At 70.6% G+C, this 18,923-nt stretch carries 17 protein-coding genes and 1 pseudogene; 13 read left to right on the forward strand and 5 right to left on the reverse strand.

Annotated elements, in window-relative coordinates; all coding sequences use genetic code 11:
• The first annotated feature begins 49 nt into the window (after nucleotides 1–49).
• The 4 genes and pseudogenes from tsaB to AC2DFQ_RS09535 all read left to right on the forward strand — a co-directional run bounded on the left by tsaB (nucleotide 50) and on the right by AC2DFQ_RS09535 (nucleotide 2,929).
• Complete coding sequence (tsaB, locus tag AC2DFQ_RS09520; RefSeq protein WP_484533720.1) at nucleotides 50–682, forward strand: tRNA (adenosine(37)-N6)-threonylcarbamoyltransferase complex dimerization subunit type 1 TsaB; 633 nt, start codon at nucleotides 50–52, stop codon at nucleotides 680–682.
• Nucleotides 658–1,299: pseudogene (rimI, locus tag AC2DFQ_RS09525) on the forward strand (ribosomal protein S18-alanine N-acetyltransferase); the annotation flags it as partial. The gene tsaB and the pseudogene rimI, both read left to right, overlap by 25 nt.
• Nucleotides 1,269–2,366 carry a tRNA (adenosine(37)-N6)-threonylcarbamoyltransferase complex transferase subunit TsaD gene (gene tsaD / locus AC2DFQ_RS09530; protein ID WP_484533721.1) on the forward strand — a complete coding sequence of 366 codons (1,098 nt, stop codon included), beginning with the start codon at nucleotides 1,269–1,271 and terminating at the stop codon, nucleotides 2,364–2,366. The pseudogene rimI and the gene tsaD, both read left to right, overlap by 31 nt.
• Complete coding sequence (locus AC2DFQ_RS09535; RefSeq protein WP_484510500.1) at nucleotides 2,363–2,929, forward strand: hypothetical protein; 567 nt, start codon at nucleotides 2,363–2,365, stop codon at nucleotides 2,927–2,929. Before tsaD ends, AC2DFQ_RS09535 begins: the two co-directional genes overlap by 4 nt.
• A gap of 97 nt (nucleotides 2,930–3,026) precedes the next feature.
• Here the strand turns inward: AC2DFQ_RS09535 and AC2DFQ_RS09540 are convergent, their stop codons facing one another.
• Nucleotides 3,027–4,217: a class I SAM-dependent methyltransferase gene (locus tag AC2DFQ_RS09540; protein WP_484533722.1), complete on the reverse strand. Its 1,191-nt coding sequence runs from the start codon at nucleotides 4,215–4,217 to the stop codon at nucleotides 3,027–3,029.
• 151 nt (nucleotides 4,218–4,368) lie between these two features.
• On the opposite strand from AC2DFQ_RS09540, the gene groES reads away from it, so the two are divergent.
• From groES to AC2DFQ_RS09560, 4 genes are all read left to right on the forward strand, one after another.
• Nucleotides 4,369–4,665, forward strand: a complete 297-nt coding sequence (gene groES / locus AC2DFQ_RS09545) for a co-chaperone GroES (protein WP_135063578.1) — start codon at nucleotides 4,369–4,371, stop codon at nucleotides 4,663–4,665.
• A 130-nt stretch (nucleotides 4,666–4,795) separates the two neighbouring features.
• Nucleotides 4,796–5,761 (forward strand): EamA family transporter RarD, encoded by a 966-nt coding sequence (gene rarD, locus AC2DFQ_RS09550; protein ID WP_484510502.1) that lies wholly within the window; start codon nucleotides 4,796–4,798, stop codon nucleotides 5,759–5,761.
• Nucleotides 5,762–5,923: 162 nt separating this feature from the next.
• Nucleotides 5,924–7,267 carry an ABC transporter substrate-binding protein gene (locus AC2DFQ_RS09555; protein ID WP_484510503.1) on the forward strand — a complete coding sequence of 448 codons (1,344 nt, stop codon included), beginning with the start codon at nucleotides 5,924–5,926 and terminating at the stop codon, nucleotides 7,265–7,267.
• A 229-nt stretch (nucleotides 7,268–7,496) separates the two neighbouring features.
• Complete coding sequence (locus AC2DFQ_RS09560; protein WP_484533723.1) at nucleotides 7,497–8,468, forward strand: hypothetical protein; 972 nt, start codon at nucleotides 7,497–7,499, stop codon at nucleotides 8,466–8,468.
• A gap of 105 nt (nucleotides 8,469–8,573) precedes the next feature.
• On the opposite strand, the gene AC2DFQ_RS09565 is transcribed toward AC2DFQ_RS09560, so the two are convergent.
• Genes AC2DFQ_RS09565 through AC2DFQ_RS09580 form a run of 4 tightly spaced genes read right to left on the reverse strand, consistent with a single transcriptional unit; the run spans nucleotide 8,574 to nucleotide 12,503 of the window.
• A complete protein-coding gene (locus AC2DFQ_RS09565) occupies nucleotides 8,574–9,296 on the reverse strand; it encodes an ABC transporter ATP-binding protein (protein ID WP_484510505.1) in 723 nt (240 codons plus the stop codon).
• Nucleotides 9,293–10,291, reverse strand: coding sequence for an ABC transporter ATP-binding protein (locus tag AC2DFQ_RS09570; protein WP_484533724.1), 999 nt, complete (start codon nucleotides 10,289–10,291; stop codon nucleotides 9,293–9,295). The genes AC2DFQ_RS09565 and AC2DFQ_RS09570 overlap by 4 nt, the downstream gene beginning before the upstream one ends.
• Complete coding sequence (locus AC2DFQ_RS09575) at nucleotides 10,281–11,261, reverse strand: branched-chain amino acid ABC transporter permease (protein ID WP_484533725.1); 981 nt, start codon at nucleotides 11,259–11,261, stop codon at nucleotides 10,281–10,283. The genes AC2DFQ_RS09570 and AC2DFQ_RS09575 overlap by 11 nt, the downstream gene beginning before the upstream one ends.
• 9 nt (nucleotides 11,262–11,270) lie before the next feature.
• Nucleotides 11,271–12,503 carry a branched-chain amino acid ABC transporter permease gene (locus tag AC2DFQ_RS09580; RefSeq protein ID WP_484533843.1) on the reverse strand — a complete coding sequence of 411 codons (1,233 nt, stop codon included), beginning with the start codon at nucleotides 12,501–12,503 and terminating at the stop codon, nucleotides 11,271–11,273.
• Nucleotides 12,504–12,843: 340 nt separating this feature from the next.
• Between AC2DFQ_RS09580 and guaB the strand changes: the two genes are divergently transcribed.
• The 5 genes from guaB (at nucleotide 12,844) to guaA (ending at nucleotide 18,680) form a co-directional block, all read left to right on the forward strand.
• A complete protein-coding gene (gene guaB, locus AC2DFQ_RS09585) occupies nucleotides 12,844–14,346 on the forward strand; it encodes an IMP dehydrogenase (protein ID WP_484510508.1) in 1,503 nt (500 codons plus the stop codon).
• Nucleotides 14,347–14,500: 154 nt separating this feature from the next.
• Nucleotides 14,501–15,616 (forward strand): GuaB3 family IMP dehydrogenase-related protein, encoded by a 1,116-nt coding sequence (locus AC2DFQ_RS09590; RefSeq protein WP_484510621.1) that lies wholly within the window; start codon nucleotides 14,501–14,503, stop codon nucleotides 15,614–15,616.
• A 146-nt stretch (nucleotides 15,617–15,762) separates the two neighbouring features.
• On the forward strand, nucleotides 15,763–16,554 hold the full coding sequence (locus AC2DFQ_RS09595; RefSeq protein WP_484533844.1) for an SURF1 family cytochrome oxidase biogenesis protein: 792 nt from the start codon (nucleotides 15,763–15,765) through the stop codon (nucleotides 16,552–16,554).
• A gap of 9 nt (nucleotides 16,555–16,563) precedes the next feature.
• Nucleotides 16,564–17,103, forward strand: coding sequence for a DUF3817 domain-containing protein (locus tag AC2DFQ_RS09600; protein ID WP_484533726.1), 540 nt, complete (start codon nucleotides 16,564–16,566; stop codon nucleotides 17,101–17,103).
• A complete protein-coding gene (gene guaA, locus AC2DFQ_RS09605; protein ID WP_484533727.1) occupies nucleotides 17,100–18,680 on the forward strand; it encodes a glutamine-hydrolyzing GMP synthase in 1,581 nt (526 codons plus the stop codon). Before AC2DFQ_RS09600 ends, guaA begins: the two co-directional genes overlap by 4 nt.
• Nucleotides 18,681–18,923: the final 243 nt, after the last annotated feature.

Consider the following 18,923-nt stretch of genomic DNA (forward strand, 5'->3'; position numbering starts at 1 on the left):
AGCGGGACGCACGGCCGCCACCGGACGCGCACCGGATTACGCTGGGAGGGTGTTCCTCGGCATCGACACCTCCCTCGGCACGGCCGTCGCCGTCGTCCACGCCGACGGCTACGTCGAAGCCGAGGCATCCAGCGAGAATCCGCTCGGCCATGCCGAGGTGATCGGCGAGCTGCTCGCGCAGGTGGATGCGGCGGGGCTCACGCACGTCGCGGTCGGCATGGGTCCGGGGCCCTTCACCGGCCTGCGGGTCGGGATCGCGGCCGCGCGCGCCTTCGCCCTCGGCCGCGACCTGAGGGTCGTCCCCGTGGTCAGCCACGACGCCGTCGCGCTCGGAATCCTGATGGACGCGGCCCTGACCGGCGCCCCCGAACCCGACCGGTTCGCGATCGTCACCGACGCCCGGCGGCGCGAATTCGCCTACACGGTGTACGCCGGGCTCGGGGATGACGGCCTCCCCGTCCGCGATACCGAGCCGGCGTTGATCCGCCGTGACGAGCTCGACGCGCGTCTGACCGAGCTCGGCGCGACCCGGCGGGACGCGGCATCCGTGCCTGCGGCGATGGTCGCGCTCGCGGCAGCCCGCGCGGTCGCGACCGGGCGCACGATCGGCCCCGCCGAGCCGCTTTACCTCCGCGCCCCCGACGTCACCCTCGGCCACACGCCCAAGAAGGTGCGCACGTGAACCTCCGCGCCGCCGACCTCTCCGATCTCGACGCGATCATGGCGCTCGAGCGGGCCTCGTTCCCCACCGACGCGTGGAGCGAGGCGATGATGCGCGAGGAGTTGTCCTCGCGCCACGGTTGGTACGTCGTGGCCGAGGAAGCCGGCCGCCTCGCCGGGTACGCGGGGCTCCGCGCGCCGAAGGGGGCGAAGGACGCCGACATCCAGACGATCACGATCGCCGAGGGCTTCCGCGGACGCGGCCGGGGGCGGATGCTGCTCACCGCGATGCTCGAGGAGGGCTCCCGCCGCGGGGTGCGCGAGGTGTTCCTCGAGGTGCGCGCCGACAACCCGGTCGCCCAGGCGCTGTACGCGTCGGAGGGCTTCACCGAGGTCGGCCGCCGCCCCCGGTACTACCAGCCCGACGGTGTCGACGCGCTCGTGATGGCGCTCGACCTCACCGGGTGGGCGCACGCCCGGGTCGCCGCAACGTCGGAGAATCGCACCAAGATCGGAGGATCCGGGCAGGATGCTCCGACATCGGGTGCATCCTCCGACATCGGGGCCGCCGCCGGCGGGCTGACGCCGCTCGGCGGGGCCGGAGTGACATGCGACGCGCGGACGGGGTGGTGCACGTGAGCGACGGGCCACTCGTCCTGGGCATCGAGACCAGCTGCGACGAGACCGGGATCGGCGTCGTGCGCGGGCGGACGCTCCTGAGCAACACGATCGCCTCGAGCATGGCGGAGCACGCCCGATACGGCGGCGTGGTACCCGAGGTCGCCGCGCGGGCGCACCTGGAAGCGCTGCGGCCGTCGATCGAGGCGGCGCTGGCCGAAGCATCCGTCCGCCTGCACGAGCTCGACGCGATCGCGGTCACGAGCGGGCCGGGGCTCGCGGGTGCGCTCATGGTCGGGATCGGCGCGGCCAAGGGGCTCGCCGTCTCCCTCGGCAAGCCCCTGTATGCGGTCAATCATCTCGTCGGGCACATCGCCGCCGACATCCTCGACGCCGATGCCGGACCCCTGGAATACCCGACGGTGGCGCTGCTGGTGAGCGGCGGCCACACGTCGCTGCTCCTCGTCCGCGACCTCACGAGCGACGTCGAGCTGCTCGGGGAGACGGTCGACGACGCCGCTGGTGAGGCGTTCGACAAGGTGGCCCGCATCCTCGGTCTGCCCTACCCCGGCGGTCCCGAGATCGACCGTGCCGCAGCCTCCGGCGACCCGCGCGCCATCCCGTTCCCCCGCGGGCTCTCTCGCGCGTCGGACATGGAGCGGCACCGGTACGACTTCTCGTTCTCGGGCCTGAAGACGGCCGTCGCGCGGTGGACCGAGCAGCGCGAAGCCGCCGGTGAGACCGTGCCGGTGGCGGATGTCGCTGCATCGTTCCGCGAGGCCGTCGTGGACGTGCTCGTGACCAAGGCCCTCGACGCATGCGCGCGACACGACGTGCCGCGACTGCTCCTGGGCGGCGGTGTCGTCGCCAACCGCCGGCTGCGCGATGTCGCGCTCGAACGTGCCGCAGCCGCGGGCGTGAGCGTGCGGATCCCGCCGCTGCGGCTGTGCACCGACAACGGTGCGATGATCGCCGCGCTCGCGGCCGAGCTGATCGCCTCGGGCCGCCGTCCGTCCACGATCGCATTCGGGGCGGACTCGACCCTGCCGGTCACCGAGATCCAGGTCGCCGAGGAGGCCGCCGGATGAGCGACGTCGCGCCCGGCCGCGCTCCGCGCAGCGCCGACGAACCCGACGCCCGGCCGATCGAGGAGAGCGCGGAGGCCGCGGTGCAGCCGGCGGCAGCCCCTGACCTCCGGGGCGTGGATGCTGCGCTCGACACGCCACCGGCGACTCTTCACCCACCCGTGGTCGAGCCGCCGTCGCCCGACGTGATCGTCGCGCCCGCGGCATCCCGTATCCCCGGCGCCGCGCGCGAGGGCTATCGCGAGCTCCCGACCGCTCCGGTGATCGTGGCGGCGGAAGGACCCGTCGAAGGGGAGCACCTCGAGTGGGCGCCTCCTCCGGCACGGCGACGCGCGCGGGTCGGTCCGTGGGCGCTCGGGCTCGCAATCGTCGCCCTGACGGCATCGATCTTCGTCGGGTGGATGCTGCCGGCCGGCGTCGCCGGCGTCGTCGTGGCGATCATCACCCTGTGCCGGGCGGGGGAGTCCCGGGCGATCGGGGTGTGGGCGCTGGTGCTGAGCCTCGTGTCGATCGTGTACAGCGCCGGGTGGCTCGTGTGGGCGATGCCGCAGCTTTCCCTCTCCTGACCCGCGCTTCCCTCTCCTGACCCGCGCTTGCCGCCTGACCCGCGCTTCCCTCTCCTGACCCGCGCTTCCCTCCGGACCGACGTCGCGTCGCGACGGCTCAGGAGACGCGGTCGGCCAGCACGGCGAGCCGGCGCTTGCCGACCCGCGTGAGGATCAGCGTCGCCGAGTCCTCGCCGCGCAGGCCGAGCTTCGTGCGCAGCACCGCGGGGTCGACATCCACGCCGCGCTTCTTGATCTCCAGCGTTCCGATCCCACGCTCGCGCAGCACCCGGGCGAGCGCCCGGGTTTCGAACGGCACCTCCTCGCGCACGCGGAAGGACGACACGAAGGGGCTCGTCAGTGCTTCGTCGGAGGTGAGGTAGGCCATGCCGGGCGCGAGCATCCCGGCGTGGAGCGCCCGGGCGACGTCGCCGATGAGTCGGGCCCGGATGACCGCGCCATCGGGTTCGTGCACGTACGCCCCGAGCATCCGCACCGGTTCGTCCTCCGTGTCGGCGCCCGCCGTGAGCTCCCACGCGTCATCCCCGCGGGTCACCAGCGCCGCGCGGCGCACGCCGTCCCGCGCGAGCGCACCCGTCCACAGCACGAGCTCGACCGTCGATCCGTCGGCGCTCACCCACTGCGCTTCGGCATCGGCGGGGATCGCGTCGCGGTCGAACGCCGGGCCGAGCTTCATCCCGCCGGGCATGCGCGCCAGAACCCCGAAGGCCCACTCGAGCGGGGGCGAGTAATCTCCGGCGCCGACCCGCACCGTCTCGGTGTGCCCCGCCGTGCGCCGCGCGGGGTCCAGCCACACGGCCTCGACGCCCGCCAGATCGGATGCCTCGGCGCTGCCGTGCTGCACCGTCACCGCGTCGCCGAACGGGGCGAGGTTGTACGCCGCGATCGCGGCGGTCACCTCGTCGGCGTCGACGGCGAGCACGCGGAGGCCGAGCGCGGCGAAGCCCAGGGCATCGCCGCCGATGCCGCACCCGAGGTCGGCGACGCTCTCCACGCCCGCGGCACGGAACCGTCCCGCGTGGCGCGCCGCGACCGACAGCCGCGTGGCCTGTTCGAGCCCGGCGCGGGTGAACAGCATCCGCTCGGCGAAGTCGCCGAACTTCGCGCGGGCCCGTGCACGCAGCCGTGCCTGCCCGACCACCGCGGAGACCAGGTCGGGGGAGTGCCCTGCCGCCCGCAGCCGAGAGACGGTCCGGGCGACCTCGGCGGTGGAGGTGATCTCGCCGGCCTCGTCCAGCAGCCGAAGCCCCTCGCCGGTGAGCAGCGCCGTCAACTCCGCCATGTCCACCACCCCACCCTAGGCGCGACCCTCAGTCGTACGGAGTTGGCACTCGCGTTGCGGGAGTGCCAACTCTTTCCGTACACTGGCGTTAGCACTCGCCATGCGTGGGTGCTAACGAGTCTTCTGTACCGAAGCGTCAAGAAAGAAGAGGTAGACCGTGTCGGTTTCCATCAAGCCGCTCGAGGACCGCATCGTCATCCAGCAGGTCGAGGCAGAGCAGACCACCTCCAGTGGTCTCGTCATCCCTGACACTGCCAAGGAGAAGCCCCAGGAGGGCGAGGTCGTGGCCGTCGGGCCGGGCCGCATCGACGATAATGGCAACCGCGTCCCGCTGGACGTCGCCGTCGGCGACCGCGTCATCTACAGCAAGTACGGCGGTACCGAGGTCAAGTTCGGTGCCGACGAGTACCTCGTGCTCTCCGCGCGCGACGTGCTCGCCGTCGTCGTTCGCTGACGCCACAGCTCTCACCGGAAGGCCCCGGATGCTTCGGCATCCGGGGCCTTCCGCGTTCCCGGCGGGCGTCCCCGGCCGAGGAGCGCGGCATCCGGCGCTCGCCGTCGGCATCCGACCGTAGGCTGGGGGAGTGGATCGGACGACGCCCAGCACCCCCGCCGCATCCACCGCCTCGGACGCCCGGGAGAGGCTGCTCGGCGTCGGCTACGCGTTCGCCGCCTACCTGCTGTGGGGCGTCCTTCCGCTGTACTTCGTCGCGCTCCTGCCGACCGGTCCGTGGGAGCTCGTCGCCTGGCGGATCGTCCTGTCGCTGGTGTTCTGCGTCGTGCTGCTCGCCGTCACCCGCGCGTGGCGGCCCCTGCTGGCGATCATCCGGCAGCCGCGTCTGCTCGGCTTGACGGCGCTGGCCGGCGCCCTGATCTACGTCAACTGGCAGGTGTACGTCCTCGCGACCCTCACCGGCCACGTCGTGGAAACGAGCCTCGGGTACTTCATCAACCCGCTCGTGACGGTCGTGCTCGGGGTCGTCGTCCTCCGCGAACGCGTGCGGGTCACGCAGTGGGTGGCGCTGGGCATCGCGGCGGTCGCCGTCGGGGTGATCGTCGTCGGATACGGCGCGTTCCCGTGGATCGCGCTGGGCCTGGCGTTCTCCTTCGGGCTGTACGGCCTGGTCAAGAACAAGATCGGGGGTGCCGTCGACGCCGTCAGCGGGCTCACCCTGGAGTCGGCGTGGCTCACCCCCGTCGCGCTCGTGCAGCTGGCGATCGTCGGCGCCACGTCCGGTCTGACGCTGGCGACCGCCGGCGTCGGGCACGGCATCCTGCTCCTCCTGGCCGGCGCGGTCACCGCAATCCCGCTGCTGTTCTTCGCGGCCGGCGCCCGTCGAACGCCGCTCACCGTCATGGGGATGCTGCAGTTCGTGGCCCCGATCCTCCAGTTCTCGATCGGAGTGTGGGTGCTGAGCGAACCCATGCCGCTCGAACGATGGATCGGATTCGGTCTCGTGTGGGTCGCGCTCGTGCTGCTCACGATCGACTCGCTCCGCGCGGCGCGGCGCGGACGCCGCACCGCCTCCGACGTGGCTGACCTCACCTGAGCGCGGGTTTTCCGGCATCCGGACCCACCAGATAACGATTGGGTCCCGTTACACATCGTTAACGAACGGGAACCTCGACGAGACGCGCACGCCGTTAGGTTGGTCACAATCGACGCGGCGAAACCCGTTTCCCCGCGTTCCCGACTCATCAAGGAGCACTACATGAGCGTCCTTACACGTTCACGCACCACGAAGGCCATGGGGGGATTCGCCATGGTCGGCGCGGCTGCGCTCATCCTCGCCGGATGTACCGGTGGCGGCAGCACGCCCGAAGCATCCGAGGGGGGATTCGAGTTCCCCATCGACTGCGATGAAGCAGCACCGGCGTCGTACACGCCCGAGTACGTCGAGACGACCGGTGGTCCGGGGACTGACCTGACCTACACGATCGGTACAGCGCTCCCGGTCACCGGAAACCTCGCCTTCCTCGGACCGCCGGAGATCTCGGCCACCGACTTCGCCGCGTCGCAGATCAACGCCGCCGGCAAGGGCATCACGATCGACCTCATCCAGGGCGACTCGGGCGACACCGACAACAAGGCGTACGAGACCGAGATTCCGCGTCTGCTGGGCGAGGGAGCCACCGCCATCGTCGGTGCCGCATCGTCGGGCACGTCGCTGCAGTTCATCGACCAGGTGATCGCCGCCGGCGCCATCCAGTTCTCGCCGGCCAACACCTCGGCCGCCTTCACGGGCTACGAGGACAACGGCCTGTACTGGCGCACCGCTCCCTCGGACGTGCTCCAGGGCGAGGTGCTCGGCAACCTGATCGCCGGCGACGGCAACGAGACCCTCGGCATGATCGTGCTGAACGACTCGTACGGCACCGGACTCGCGTGCTTCACCAGGGATGCCTTCGAGGCGGCCGGTGGCGAGGTCGTCGCCGCGTCGCTGTACAACACGGGTGACACGAACTTCTCGGCCCAGGTCGAGGACGTTCTCGCCGCCGACCCCGACTCGATCGCCCTCATCACCTTCGAAGAGGTCACGACGATGATCCCCGAGCTGGTCGGCGCGGACTACCCGGCAGACAAGCTCTACATGGTGGACGGCAACCTCGCGAACTTCGGTGACGAGTTCGAGGAGGGAACCCTGGAAGGCACCAAGGGCACCTACCCGGCGGTCGACCCCGCGGCCATCGAGACGTTCCGCACCGAGCTGCAGGCGTACTGGACGGGTCAGGGTCAGCCTGAACTGGCCGACTTCACCTACGCACCGGAGTCGTACGACGCCGTGGTCCTGCTCGCCCTGGCGGCGCTGCAGGCCGGCTCGACGGCGGGTCCGGATGTGGCGGCGAACCTGCAGTCCGTCTCGGGTGCCGACGGCGGCACGACCTGCACGACGTTCGCGGAGTGCGCCGACATCATCATCGCCGGCGAGACCGCGGACTACGACGGTGTCTCCGGGCCGATCACCTTCAACGAGGTGGGCGACCCGACCGAGGCCACGATCGGTGTCTTCGAGTACGGCGCCGACAACAACTACGAGTTCCTCAACATCGGCTGAGCGATCCTGTAGCGGAAGGGCCCCGGTCTTCGACCGGGGCCCTTCTACGTGCCCGGCCGCCCGGGGGCCTTCGGGGGACGGCTTCTGCCGGCTCACGCTGTCCCCAGGCGGCGGATGCTGTCCCCCGGGGTGAGCGACATCTCCTGCACAGGCGGGGGCAGCGGGAGATTTCGCACCGGGGGCCCTGCCTGGGCGATCGCCCGCCGGCGCGCCCGGGATGCTGGGGTCCATGCCCGTGCCGCCGCGACCGCTGCCCGGAGTGCTGGGGGAGAGCTTCGGCGTCGCCGAGGCGCAGCGCGCCGGCGCGACAGCGAAGCGGCTGCGTGCGAGCGACCTCGAGGCGCCGTTCTGGGGTGTGCGTCGTCGCGTCGCCGACCCCGCGCAGCCGGACGACACTCCGCTGGCGCGCGCCCGCGCCACCCGAGCGCGTGTCATCCGGGATGCCGTCACGTTCGCGCCCCTCCTGACCCCCGGGGCGTTCTTCGCCGGTCGCACCGCCGCGGTCCTCCACGGCGGCACGGTCGCGCACGCGGAGCTCGAAGTCGCCGTGGTCGCGCCTGAACGGACGCCCCGCCGCCGCGGCATCCGCGGACGCACGGTTGCGCCGGCCTTCGCGAGCGTCAGGATGCTCGATGGGATGCCGGTGGCGAGTCCGGCAGCGACGTGGGCCATGCTGGGCGCCGAGCTGACGATGCACGAGCTCGTCCGGCTCGGCGACGAGCTCGTCCGCATCCCCCGCGACCGCTACGGCCGCCCGTGCCCGCACCTTCAGGTTGCGACGCCGGCGGAACTGCACGCCGTGACCTCGGCCGGTCGGCGCCCGGGTGCCGGCAGGCTGCGGTCAGCCCTCGCGAGCATCCGGGTCGGCAGCATGTCGCTGCTGGAGACCGACTGGCGCATCCAGGCGGAGGATGCGGGCCTCCCGGAGCCTGAGCTCGACGCCGAGATCCGAGATCCCGACGGCCGGCTCCTCGGCATCGCCGACGCCGCGTATCGGGCGTGGCGGGTCCTCGTCGAGGTCGAGGGCGATCACCACCGTACCGATGCCGCACAGTGGAGCCGCGACATCCGCAAGCACTCCGACTATGTCGCCGCCGGCTTCGAGGTGGTGCGGATCACTCGCGCCCACATCCACGGCCCCGACCCGGTCGCACCCGGTCTGCTGCGGGGAGCGCTCCGCCGCCGCGGGTGGCGCTGCTGACCGTCCGCCGAGTCCTCGAGGGGACGACTTTCGCCGCCTCCCCGGGGCGCGAGGCGGCCGATCCCGTCCCCTGAACGGCGGCGAGGCGCGCGAGGCGCGCGAAGCTCAGGCGCCGAGGGTTCCGAGGTAGAGCCCGATGACCTTGGGGTCGTTGAGCAGCTCGCGCCCCGTGCCGGTGTAGGCGTCGCGCCCCTGGTCCAGGACGTAGCCGCGGTCGCAGATCTGCAGGCAGCGGCGCGCGTTCTGCTCGACCATGATGGTCGTCACGCCGGCCTTGTTGATCTCCGAGACGCGCAGGAAGGCCTCATCCTGGCGCGAGGGCGACAGCCCGGCCGACGGCTCGTCGAGCAGCAGCACGTGCGGGTCCATCATGAGCGCGCGGCCCATCGCGACCATCTGACGCTCGCCGCCGGAGAGGGAGCCGGCGCGCTGCTGCAGGCGCTTGCCGAGGTCGGGGAAGATCGAGGTCACGAAGTCCGTGCGCTCGGCCACCGACTTCGGGCTCTGGTAGGCGCCCATCTGGAGGTTCTCGGCGATCGTCAGGCTCGGGAAGACGTTGTTGGACTGCGGTACGAACCCCACGCCCTTGGCGACGAGCTTGTTGGCCCGGAGCCCCGTGATGTCGTCTCCGTTGAGGGTCACCGTGCCCTCGCGCACCTTCACCTGGCCGAAGATGGCCTTGAGCATCGTGGACTTGCCGGCGCCGTTGGGGCCGATGATGCCGATCAGCTCGCCCTTCGCGGCGGTGAGGCTGGCCCCGTTGAGGATGTTGACCCCCGGGATGTAGCCCGCCACGACGGACGTGACCTCGATGACGTTGTCGCTCACTTGCTGTCCTCCGTGCCCGCGGCGCGCTGCGAGTGGCCGTGCGCCTCCGCCTCGATGGCCTGGTCGAGCTCCTGCTTGGTCTCGAGCAGTTCGGCGGCCTCGGCGCTGAGCGTTCCGGCGTGGCGGCCCGTGACGACACCGAGGTCGACGTCCTGATGCGCGCCGAGATAGGCGTCGATCACCGCCGGGTTGTTCATGACGGCGTCCGGCGGACCCTCGGCGACCACCTTGCCCTCCGCCATCACGACCACCCAGTCGGCGATGTGACGCACCATGTGCATGTCGTGCTCGACGAAGACCACCGTCATCCCGAGGTCCTTGAGGTCGAGGATGTGGTCCAGCAGCGACTGCGTCAGCGCGGGATTCACACCCGCCATCGGCTCGTCGAGCATCACCAGTACCGGGTCGCTCATGAGGGCGCGGGCCATCTCGAGGAGCTTGCGCTGCCCGCCCGACAGGCTCGCCGCGTAATCCTTCTCCTTGGCGTCGAGCTTGAAGCGCTGCAGGAGCCCGCGGGCCTTCTCTTCGATCTCCGTCTCCTGCTTGCGCCACAGGAACGGCAGGATGCCGGTGAAGATCCGCTCGCCGGACTGCTTGGGCGCGCCGAGCTTCATGTTCTCCAGCACGGTGAGCAGTCCGAGCGACTTCGTCAGCTGGAACGTGCGCACCTGACCCATGCGCGCGGTCTTGAAGGCGGGAATGCCCGCGAGGTTCTTGCCGTCGAACGACCAGTTGCCCGCGTTGGGCTTGTCGAATCCGGTGAGGAGGTTGAACAGCGTGGTCTTGCCGGCACCGTTGGGCCCGATGAGCGCGGTGATGGCTCCGCGGGGGATCTCCAGGTGCCCGACATCCACGGCGGTGAGGCCGCCGAAGACGCGCGTGACGCCGTCGATGACGATGATCGGGTCGACCTTCTCCACGCCCGGGCGGATCTCGCCCTTATGCAGGCCGGTGCTCTTCGGGCGCGGGGTCGGGGGTACGACGTCAGCGGACAAAGGTCAGCTCCTTCTTGCTTCCGAGGATGCCCTGCGGGCGGAAGATGACGATCAGCATGAGCGCGACGCCGACGAGGACGAAGACCAGCATCTGGCTCTGCTCCGTCGTCAGGAACGGCAGCCACCCGATGTTCACGAGAGCGGGCAGGAGGTTGGACAGGAAGGCGCGCACCACCCAGAACAGCACTGCGCCGAGCACCGGGCCGAAGATCGTGGCCGCGCCGCCCAGAAGCAACGCCGTCCACACGAAGAAGCTCTGCGACGTCACGTAGACGTTCGGGTTGACGTTCGTTCCCATCGCCGTGACGATGCCGCCCGCGGCGATGATCACGCCGCCGACGATGAGCGCCTGCATCTTGAACGCGAAGACGTTCTTACCCAGCGCGCGCACGGCGTCCTCGTCCTCGCGGATGCCGCGGATGACGCGCCCCCAGGGGCTCCGCATCAGCAGCCAGACGAACAGCACGACGACCGCGGTCGTGATCGTCCCGACGAGGATGACCCACCACTGGTCGGACTGGTACGTCCAGGGACCGATGCCCCATCGGCCAGGAGGGAGCGGGTTGCTCGCGCGGAAGCCCGCCTGGAAGCCCGACAGCCCGTCGGCCGACCCGGTGTAGGCGCGCCAGGTCGAGGTGAGGAACAGCAGGCGCAGCACCTCGGCGGCCGCGATGGTGACGATCGCGAGGTAGTCGCCGCGCAGTCGCAGGGTCGGGATGCCGAGGATGAGAGCGAACACCACCGCGGCGAGGAGGCCGATGAGCGCGGCCACCGGCCAGGGCAGGCCGAAGCTGAGGATCGAGATCGCGAAGCCGTACGCGCCGATCGCCATGAACCCCGCGACGCCGAAGTTGAGCAGTCCGGCGAAGCCGAAGTGCACGGAGAGCCCGATGGCGGCGAGGACGTAGCCGAGCGTGGCGGGCGCGAGGATCTGCGCCGCGGTGTTCGACAGGATCTGAAGGAAGTTCACGGTGCCCACCTATCCGATTCGCTCGCGTCGCCCGAGGATGCCCTGGGGACGGAACAGGAGGATGACGATCAGGACGACCAAGGCGCCCACGTACTTGAGATCCGACGGGATCCACAGGGTCGAGACCTCGACGAGCATGCCGACGATGAGCGATCCGACGAGTGCCCCGAGGGCGGTGCCGAGTCCTCCGAGTGTCACCGCGGCGAAGATCAGCAGCAGGATGCTGGTACCCATGTCCCACCGGATGCCCGGACGGAAGTAGGCCCACAGCACGCCGGAGAGGCCGGCCAGCGCTGCGGCGATGACCCAGACGATCCGGACGACGCCGTCGACGTCGATTCCGCTGGCCGCGGCGAGGGAGGGGTTGTCGGACACGGCCCGGGTGGCGCGACCGATGCGCGTGCGCATGAGCCACCACGCGAAGGCGGCGATGACCACGACCGACACCGCCATGCTGACAACGTCGGTGATCGAGAGGCGCACCGGCCCGAGCCCCGCGATCGATGAGGTGACGCGACCGGGAAGCTGCACCGTGCCTCCGCCGACGAACATCTGGTAGACGTAGCGCAGCGCCAGCGAGAGACCGATCGAGACGATCATCAACTGGACGGTGCCGAGCCCCTTGCGTCGGAGGGGCCGCCACAGCCCCGCATCCATCCCCAGCCCGAAACCGGCGGAGACGACGACGGCGAGCGGGATGGCGAGCCAGATCGGCATCGAGAACCCGGCGGAGAACAACAGGGCGGCCAGCGCGCCAAAGGTCACCAACTCGCCGTGGGCGAAGTTGGACAGGCCGGTCGTTCCGAACACCAGCGAGACGCCGATCGCCGCCAGCGCGAGCATGAGGCCGAAGTTCAGGCCGTTGACCGACCGCGACAGCAGCTGGTCCCAGAAGCCCACCGTCACCCGCTCGGCCGCTTCGAGGGTGAAGTTGCGCGTGATCGTATTGGATGCGCCGAACGTCACCTCGACCGTGGTCTCGAACCCTTCGGGCACGTCGACGCCGGAGGGAAGGCTGTCGGCGTCGAGTTCGACGGTGTAGGTGTCGTCCTTCGTAGGGACACCCACACGCCAGCCGCCGTTCTCGGCGGTTTCCGTCTCGGCCTCGAAGTCCTGACCGGTCACGGTGATGGTGGCGCCCTCGACGGGCTCGCCGCCGGTGCGGACGTTGCCGCCGATGCCGAACGGGAACTCCTCTTCGGCGGCCGCGACGGCGGGAGCGGCTCCGGCGAATACGCCCATCAGCGTCAGAAGGAGCGCGAACAGGGCGGGCAGGGTTCTCGCGCGGGTTCGACGCGCCGCAGTGCTCGTGGGACTCACAAATCCTCCAGTCGGCGGCAGCCGCCGAGATCGGTCGCATCGGCGGCGATCAACGACGCTACGAGCGTAATGTGTCGGTCGTGTTTCACCTACCGAACGGCAAGCGCGTGTGACCGGATCGGAATACTACGCACACCGGGCCCGATTGCAAGCATCGCGGGAACAACCCGTGCTCCCGGCGACTTAGAATTGAGTACGGCGTGAGTGTCGCGCCCCGGCCGTCGTCGTCCCTCGAGCAACGCGCGGTGCGCGCAGGAGAACCATGGAGAACCACGACCCCTTCGGCTTCGTCGGCCTTACGTACGACGATGTCCTCCTCCTTCCGGGCCACACGGACGTCATCCCGAGCGAGGCCGATACGTCCTCGCGCGTGACGCGGCGGATCACCGTGGCGACGCCCCTGCTGTCGGCGGCCATGGACACCGTCACCGAGGCGCGTCTGGCGATCGCGATCGCCCGCGAGGGGGGCCTGGGCATCCTGCACCGCAACGCCTCCATCCAGGAGCAGGCCGCGATGGTCGACCGCGTGAAGCGCAGCGAGTCGGGCATGATCACCGATCCGATCACGACGACTCCCGACGCATCCATCGAAGAGGTCGACGGGCTGTGCGCGAAGTACCGCATCTCGGGTCTGCCGGTCATCGACGACGACGGGCGCCTCGTCGGCATCATCACCAACCGCGACATGCGGTTCGTCTCGAGCTTCGAGCGCCAGTCCACCAAGGTGCGCGACGTCATGACCACCGAGGGCCTCATCACGGGCCGCGTCGGCATCGGCGCGAACGAGGTCATCGCGCTGTTCGCGCAGCACCGCGTGGAGAAGCTGCCGCTTCTGGACGACGACGGCAAGCTCGCCGGACTCATCACCATCAAGGACTTCGACAAGAGCGAGAAGTACCCGCTCGCCACGAAGGACGAGCACGGCCGGCTGCGCGTGGGCGCGGCCATCGGGTTCTTCGGCGACGCGTGGGAGCGGGCCGAGGCCCTCCGCGATGCGGGCGCGGACGTGCTCGTCGTCGACACGGCGAACGGCCAGTCCGCGGGCGTCATCGACATGGTCCGCCGGCTGAAGGCCGATCCGACCTTTGCGCACATCGACGTCATCGGCGGCAATGTCGCCACCCGGGAGGGCGCGCAGGCGCTCATCGACGCCGGGGCGGACGCGGTCAAGGTCGGCGTCGGGCCGGGCTCGATCTGCACCACGCGCATCGTCGCGGGCGTGGGTGTGCCGCAGGTGACCGCGATCTGGGAGGCCTACCAGGCGGCTCGGGAGGCCGGCATCCCGGTCATCGCCGACGGGGGCCTGCAGTACTCCGGCGACATCGCCAAGGCGCTCGTGGCCGGGGCCGACACGGTCATGCTGGGGTCGCTCCTGGCCGGCACGGACGAGTCTCCGGGCGAGATCGTGTTCCAGGGCGGCAAGCAGTTCAAGCAGTACCGCGGGATGGGATCCCTCGGTGCCCTGCAGACGCGCGGCAAGAAGACGTCCTACTCCAAGGACCGCTACTTCCAGTCCGACGTCCCCAACGACGACAAGCTCATCCCCGAGGGGATCGAGGGGCAGGTCGCGTACCGCGGTCCGCTCTCGGCGGTGGCGTACCAGCTCGTCGGCGGACTCCGGCAGTCGATGTTCTACGTCGGCGCCCGCACGATCGACGAGCTCAAGGCCAAGGGCAAATTCGTGCGGATCACCTCCGCCGGACTGAAGGAGTCGCACCCGCACGACGTGCAGATCGTCGTCGAGGCGCCCAACTACAAGAGGTAAGCGGTCGACTCGCCACAAAGCGTCCGATTTCTGCGGGGATTGCGACGTTTGCTGGCGAGTCGACGGCGTTTGGGGGAGGGATGACGCTGCTCCCCGATAGCGCTCCTTCGCCGCCGGAGCCGCCGGAACCCGCGAGTAGGCTGGAGGGGTGACCATGGAGATCGACCTCGGCCGCGCGAAGCGCGCACGCCGCGCCTATACCTTCGACGACATCGCCGTCGTTCCGTCCCGGCGCACCCGCAACCCCGAGGACGTCTCGACGGGGTGGACCATCGACGCGTTCCCGTTCGCGATCCCGGTCCTGGGCGCCCCGATGGACTCGGTCGTGAGCCCGCGCACGGCCATCATGCTCGGCCAGCTCGGGGGACTCGGCGTCCTCGACCTCGAAGGTCTGTGGACCAGATACGACGACCCGGAGCCGCTGCTCGACGAGATCGCCGGCCTCGAGGACGCGGATGCCACGCGGCGGATGCAGGAGCTGTACTCGGAGCCGATCAAGCCCGAGCTCGTCCGCGACCGCCTCGCGGAGATCCGCGCGGCTGGCGTGACCGTCGCCGGGGCACTGACGCCCCAGCGCACGCAGGAGCTCTACGAGACCGTGGTCGCTGCGGGCGTCGACCTGTTCGTCATCCGTGGAACGACCGTCTCGGCCGAGCACGTGTCCAGCGTCAGCGCGCCGCTGAACCTCAAGAAGTTCATCTACGACCTCGACGTGCCCGTCATCGTGGGTGGCGCCGGCTCGTACACCGCCGCCCTGCACCTCATGCGCACGGGAGCGGCGGGCGTGCTCGTCGGATTCGGCGGGGGAGCAGCATCCACGACGCGTGCGACGCTCGGCATCCACGCGCCGATGGCTACAGCCGTGGCCGATGTCGCCGGCGCCCGCCGCGACTACCTCGACGAATCGGGCGGCCGCTACGTCCACGTGATCGCCGACGGCGGCGTGGGCACGTCGGGTGACATCGTCAAGGCGCTCGCGATGGGCGCGGATGCCGTCATGCTCGGTGTGGCCCTGGCGCGGGCGACGGATGCCCCCGGCCGCGGGTTCCACTGGGGCCCCGAGGCTCACCATCCGCAGCTCCCGCGCGGACGTCGCGTGCGCGTTCCCCAGGTGGGCACGCTCGAGGAGGTCCTCTACGGCCCGGCACCCGTCTCGGACGGCACGGCCAATCTCATCGGTGCGCTCCGGAAGTCTCTGGCCACCACGGGGTACTCCGACCTCAAGGAGTTCCAGCGCGTCGAGGTGGTCGTCGCGCCCTACGGCTCCTGATGCCCGACGTCCCGCCCCGCGACCCCGCATCGGAACCCGCCGACCCGCAGCCGGTCGCGGAGCCTGTCGAAGCGCGTCGCACTGAGCTTGTCGAAGAGCGTCGCACTGAGCTTGTCGAAGAGTTCCCCCCGACGCTGCGCGAGGTGATGCTGCGGCCGCAGTGGCTGGCCATGCTGGCGCTGTGCCTCGCGGCGGCAGGGGTATTCGCGTGGCTCGGCCAGTGGCAGCTGGGAAGCGCCATCGACAGCGACCCGCCCCCGCCGGGGATGACCGAGGAGATCCGGCCGCTGGCGGAGGTCGCCCAACCCGGCGAATACCTGCCCGAGCCGCTGGTGGGTCAGCGCGTGGAGACCCGCGGCACCTGGGTGCCGGGCGACTTCCTCGTCGTGGCCGACCGGTACAACGACGGCGTCGCGGGGTTCTGGGTGACGGGCCAGCTCCGCCTCGCCGACACCGCGCAGCCCACGTCCCTGGCCGTCGCGGTCGGGTGGACCGACGATCGCGCGGAGGCCGAGGCCGCCGCATCCGCACTCTCGGCGGCGGCCGCGGAGAACCCCGGCGAGATCGTCGAGGTGACCGGGCGGATCATCTCCGATGAGGGCCCTGCCCTGCCCCCCGCCGGTGCGGACCCGTACGAGATCACGCGGATGTCGCCCCCGGCGCTCCTCTCCCGCTGGCACGACATCGACGGGCTCGATGTGTACCGGCCGTACCTGACCTCCTGGGAGCCGCTGGGGGGCCTCGACCCGATCTCCTCGCCCGCGCCCGAGGAGGGTGCCACGGTGAACTGGCTGAACCTGTTCTACGCCGCCGAGTGGGCGGTGTTCGCCGGGTTCGCGTTCTACCTCTGGTACCGGCTCTCCCGGGATGCCTGGGAGAAGGAGCTCGAGGATCTCGAGGATGCTGCCGCGGACGGGGCCGGCGAACCGCGCGGGTAGAATGGAGCCATGCCCGCAGCCCCGAAACTCGCCACTTTTCCGGCGATCCGTGGAGCGCTGAAGTTCTACCAGATCTGCTCGATCATCACCGGCATCGGCCTGCTCCTGCTGCTGGCGGAGATGATCCTCAAGTACACCCCGCTGCACCTCGAGCTGTTCGCCGGGGGGTCCGGCGGTGCGCTGTGGCTCGCCACGGTGATCCCCGGCCCCGGGTGCGGATGGTGGTCGCTGTTCCTCCCGCAGACGAACTCGTGCGAGATGATCTCGGCCGGCGACGGCTTCAACATCTCGCTGTTCATCCTCGTGGCGCACGGCTGGTTCTACGTCGTCTACCTCGTCTCGTGCTTCCGCCTGTGGAGCCTCATGCGCTGGCCGCTGCCGCGTCTGGTGCTCCTCGCCCTCGGTGGCGTCGTGCCGCTGCTGTCCTTCTTCCTCGAAGCGGCCACCGCCACGCAGGTGCGCACCTACCTCGCCGAGCGCGAGGCGGCCGTGGCATCCGCCGCCGTTCCCGCATCCTCCGTGGAATCCGCCCCGAAAGGCACCCGATGACCGAACAGACCGAGACATCCCAGCGTCCCGTCCTCGTCGTCGACTTCGGCGCGCAGTACGCGCAGCTGATCGCCCGCCGCGTGCGCGAGGCGGGGGTGTACAGCGAGATCGTTCCGCACACCGCCACCGCGGCGGAGATCGCCGCCAAGAGCCCGGTCGGCATCATCCTCTCGGGCGGTCCGTCATCGGTGTACGAGGAGGGTGCCCCCTCGGTGGACGTGGGCGTGTTCGACCTCGGCGTCCCCACCCTGGGCATCTGCTACGGCTTCCAGGTCATGGCTCAGGCGCTCGGTGGCGAGGTCGCGCACACGGGCCTTCGTGAATACGGGGCGACGGATGCGACGGTCGTGACCGAGGGCACCCTGCTGGAGGGGCAGCCTCCGGAGCAGAACGTCTGGATGAGCCACGGCGACCAGGTGTCGAGGGCCCCCGAGGGCTTCGACGTGCTCGCCCGCACCGCCGCGACGCCGGTTGCCGCGTTCGGCAACGACGCGCGGCGCATGTACGGGGTGCAATGGCACCCCGAGGTCAAGCACACCGACCACGGCCAGGCCGTGCTGGAGAACTTCCTGCACCGCGCCGCGGGTCTTCCCGCCGACTGGAACAGCGGCAACGTCATCGCTGAGCAGGTGGAGAAGATCCGCGCCCAGGTGGGCGATGCCCGCGTGATCTGCGGCCTGTCGGGCGGTGTCGATTCCGCCGTCGCCGCGGCCCTCGTGCACAAAGCCGTCGGCGACCAGCTCGTGTGCGTATTCGTCGACCATGGGCTCCTCCGCAAGGGCGAGCGGGAGCAGGTCGAGAACGACTACGTCGCCTCCACGGGCGTGCGCCTGGTCACCGTCGACGCGCGCCAGCAGTTCCTCGACGCCCTGGCCGGAGTGAGCGACCCCGAGCAGAAGCGCAAGATCATCGGGCGCGAGTTCATCCGTGTCTTCGAGGCGGCAGAGGCCGACCTCGTCGCCGAGGCGGCTGCCGACGGGGAGCCCATCCGCTTCCTCGTCCAGGGGACGCTGTACCCCGACGTCGTCGAATCCGGGGGCGGCAGCGGAACGGCCAACATCAAGAGCCACCACAACGTCGGCGGGCTCCCCGAAGACCTGCAGTTCGAACTCGTCGAGCCGCTGCGCACCCTCTTCAAGGACGAGGTGCGGGCGATCGGGCGCGAACTGGGCCTGCCCGAGGTGATCGTCGGCCGCCAGCCGTTTCCGGGCCCCGGCCTCGGCATCCGGATCGTCGGTGAGGTCACCGCTGACCGCCTCGAGATTCTGCGTGACGCCGACGCGATCGTCCGCGCCGAGCTGACCAAGGCAGGCCTGGACGCGGCGATCTGGCAGTGCCCCGTCGTGCTCCTCGCCGATGTCCGCTCGGTCGGCGTGCAGGGCGACGGCCGCACCTACGGGCACCCCATCGTGCTGCGCCCGGTCTCCAGCGAGGACGCGATGACCGCGGACTGGACCCGCCTGCCCTACGACGTGCTCTCGCGTATCTCGAACCGCATCACCAACGAGGTGCGCGAGGTGAACCGGGTGGTGCTCGACGTCACGTCCAAGCCCCCGGGGACCATCGAATGGGAGTGAGCCCCAGGTGCCGCGTCGCTCGGTGACGCCCCGCGGTTCGCTCCGGGCTCCGCGATGTGCCCCTCAGGCAAGAGCGGGGACCCCTGCACCCCGATTGCCTGAGGGAGCACATCGCTGCGCCCTGCGCGCCCCTCGCCGCTCCCGGACTGCGTGACATCCCCCTCCGGTCAAGAGCGGGGACCCCTGCGCCCCGATTGACCGGAGGGGGATGTCACTCCGTCCTCGGCGGTGCCGGGATGCGGC

It is taken from the genome of Microbacterium sp. Z11_20 (assembly GCF_057197605.1).

Excerpts from the sequence above, each read along its gene's own strand:
- tsaD (WP_484533721.1), top strand. The coding sequence starts at position 1,269 with ATGCGACGCGCGGACGGGGTGGTGCACGTGAGCGACGGGCCACTCGTC.
- AC2DFQ_RS09535 (WP_484510500.1), top strand. The coding sequence starts at position 2,363 with ATGAGCGACGTCGCGCCCGGCCGCGCTCCGCGCAGCGCCGACGAACCC.
- AC2DFQ_RS09555 (WP_484510503.1), top strand. The coding sequence starts at position 5,924 with ATGAGCGTCCTTACACGTTCACGCACCACGAAGGCCATGGGGGGATTC.
- AC2DFQ_RS09560 (WP_484533723.1), top strand. The coding sequence starts at position 7,497 with ATGCCCGTGCCGCCGCGACCGCTGCCCGGAGTGCTGGGGGAGAGCTTC.
- AC2DFQ_RS09580 (WP_484533843.1), bottom strand. The coding sequence starts at position 12,503 with ATGGGCGTATTCGCCGGAGCCGCTCCCGCCGTCGCGGCCGCCGAAGAG.
- guaB (WP_484510508.1), top strand. The coding sequence starts at position 12,844 with ATGGAGAACCACGACCCCTTCGGCTTCGTCGGCCTTACGTACGACGAT.
- AC2DFQ_RS09590 (WP_484510621.1), top strand. The coding sequence starts at position 14,501 with ATGGAGATCGACCTCGGCCGCGCGAAGCGCGCACGCCGCGCCTATACC.
- AC2DFQ_RS09595 (WP_484533844.1), top strand. The coding sequence starts at position 15,763 with ATGCTGCGGCCGCAGTGGCTGGCCATGCTGGCGCTGTGCCTCGCGGCG.
- AC2DFQ_RS09600 (WP_484533726.1), top strand. The coding sequence starts at position 16,564 with ATGCCCGCAGCCCCGAAACTCGCCACTTTTCCGGCGATCCGTGGAGCG.
- guaA (WP_484533727.1), top strand. The coding sequence starts at position 17,100 with ATGACCGAACAGACCGAGACATCCCAGCGTCCCGTCCTCGTCGTCGAC.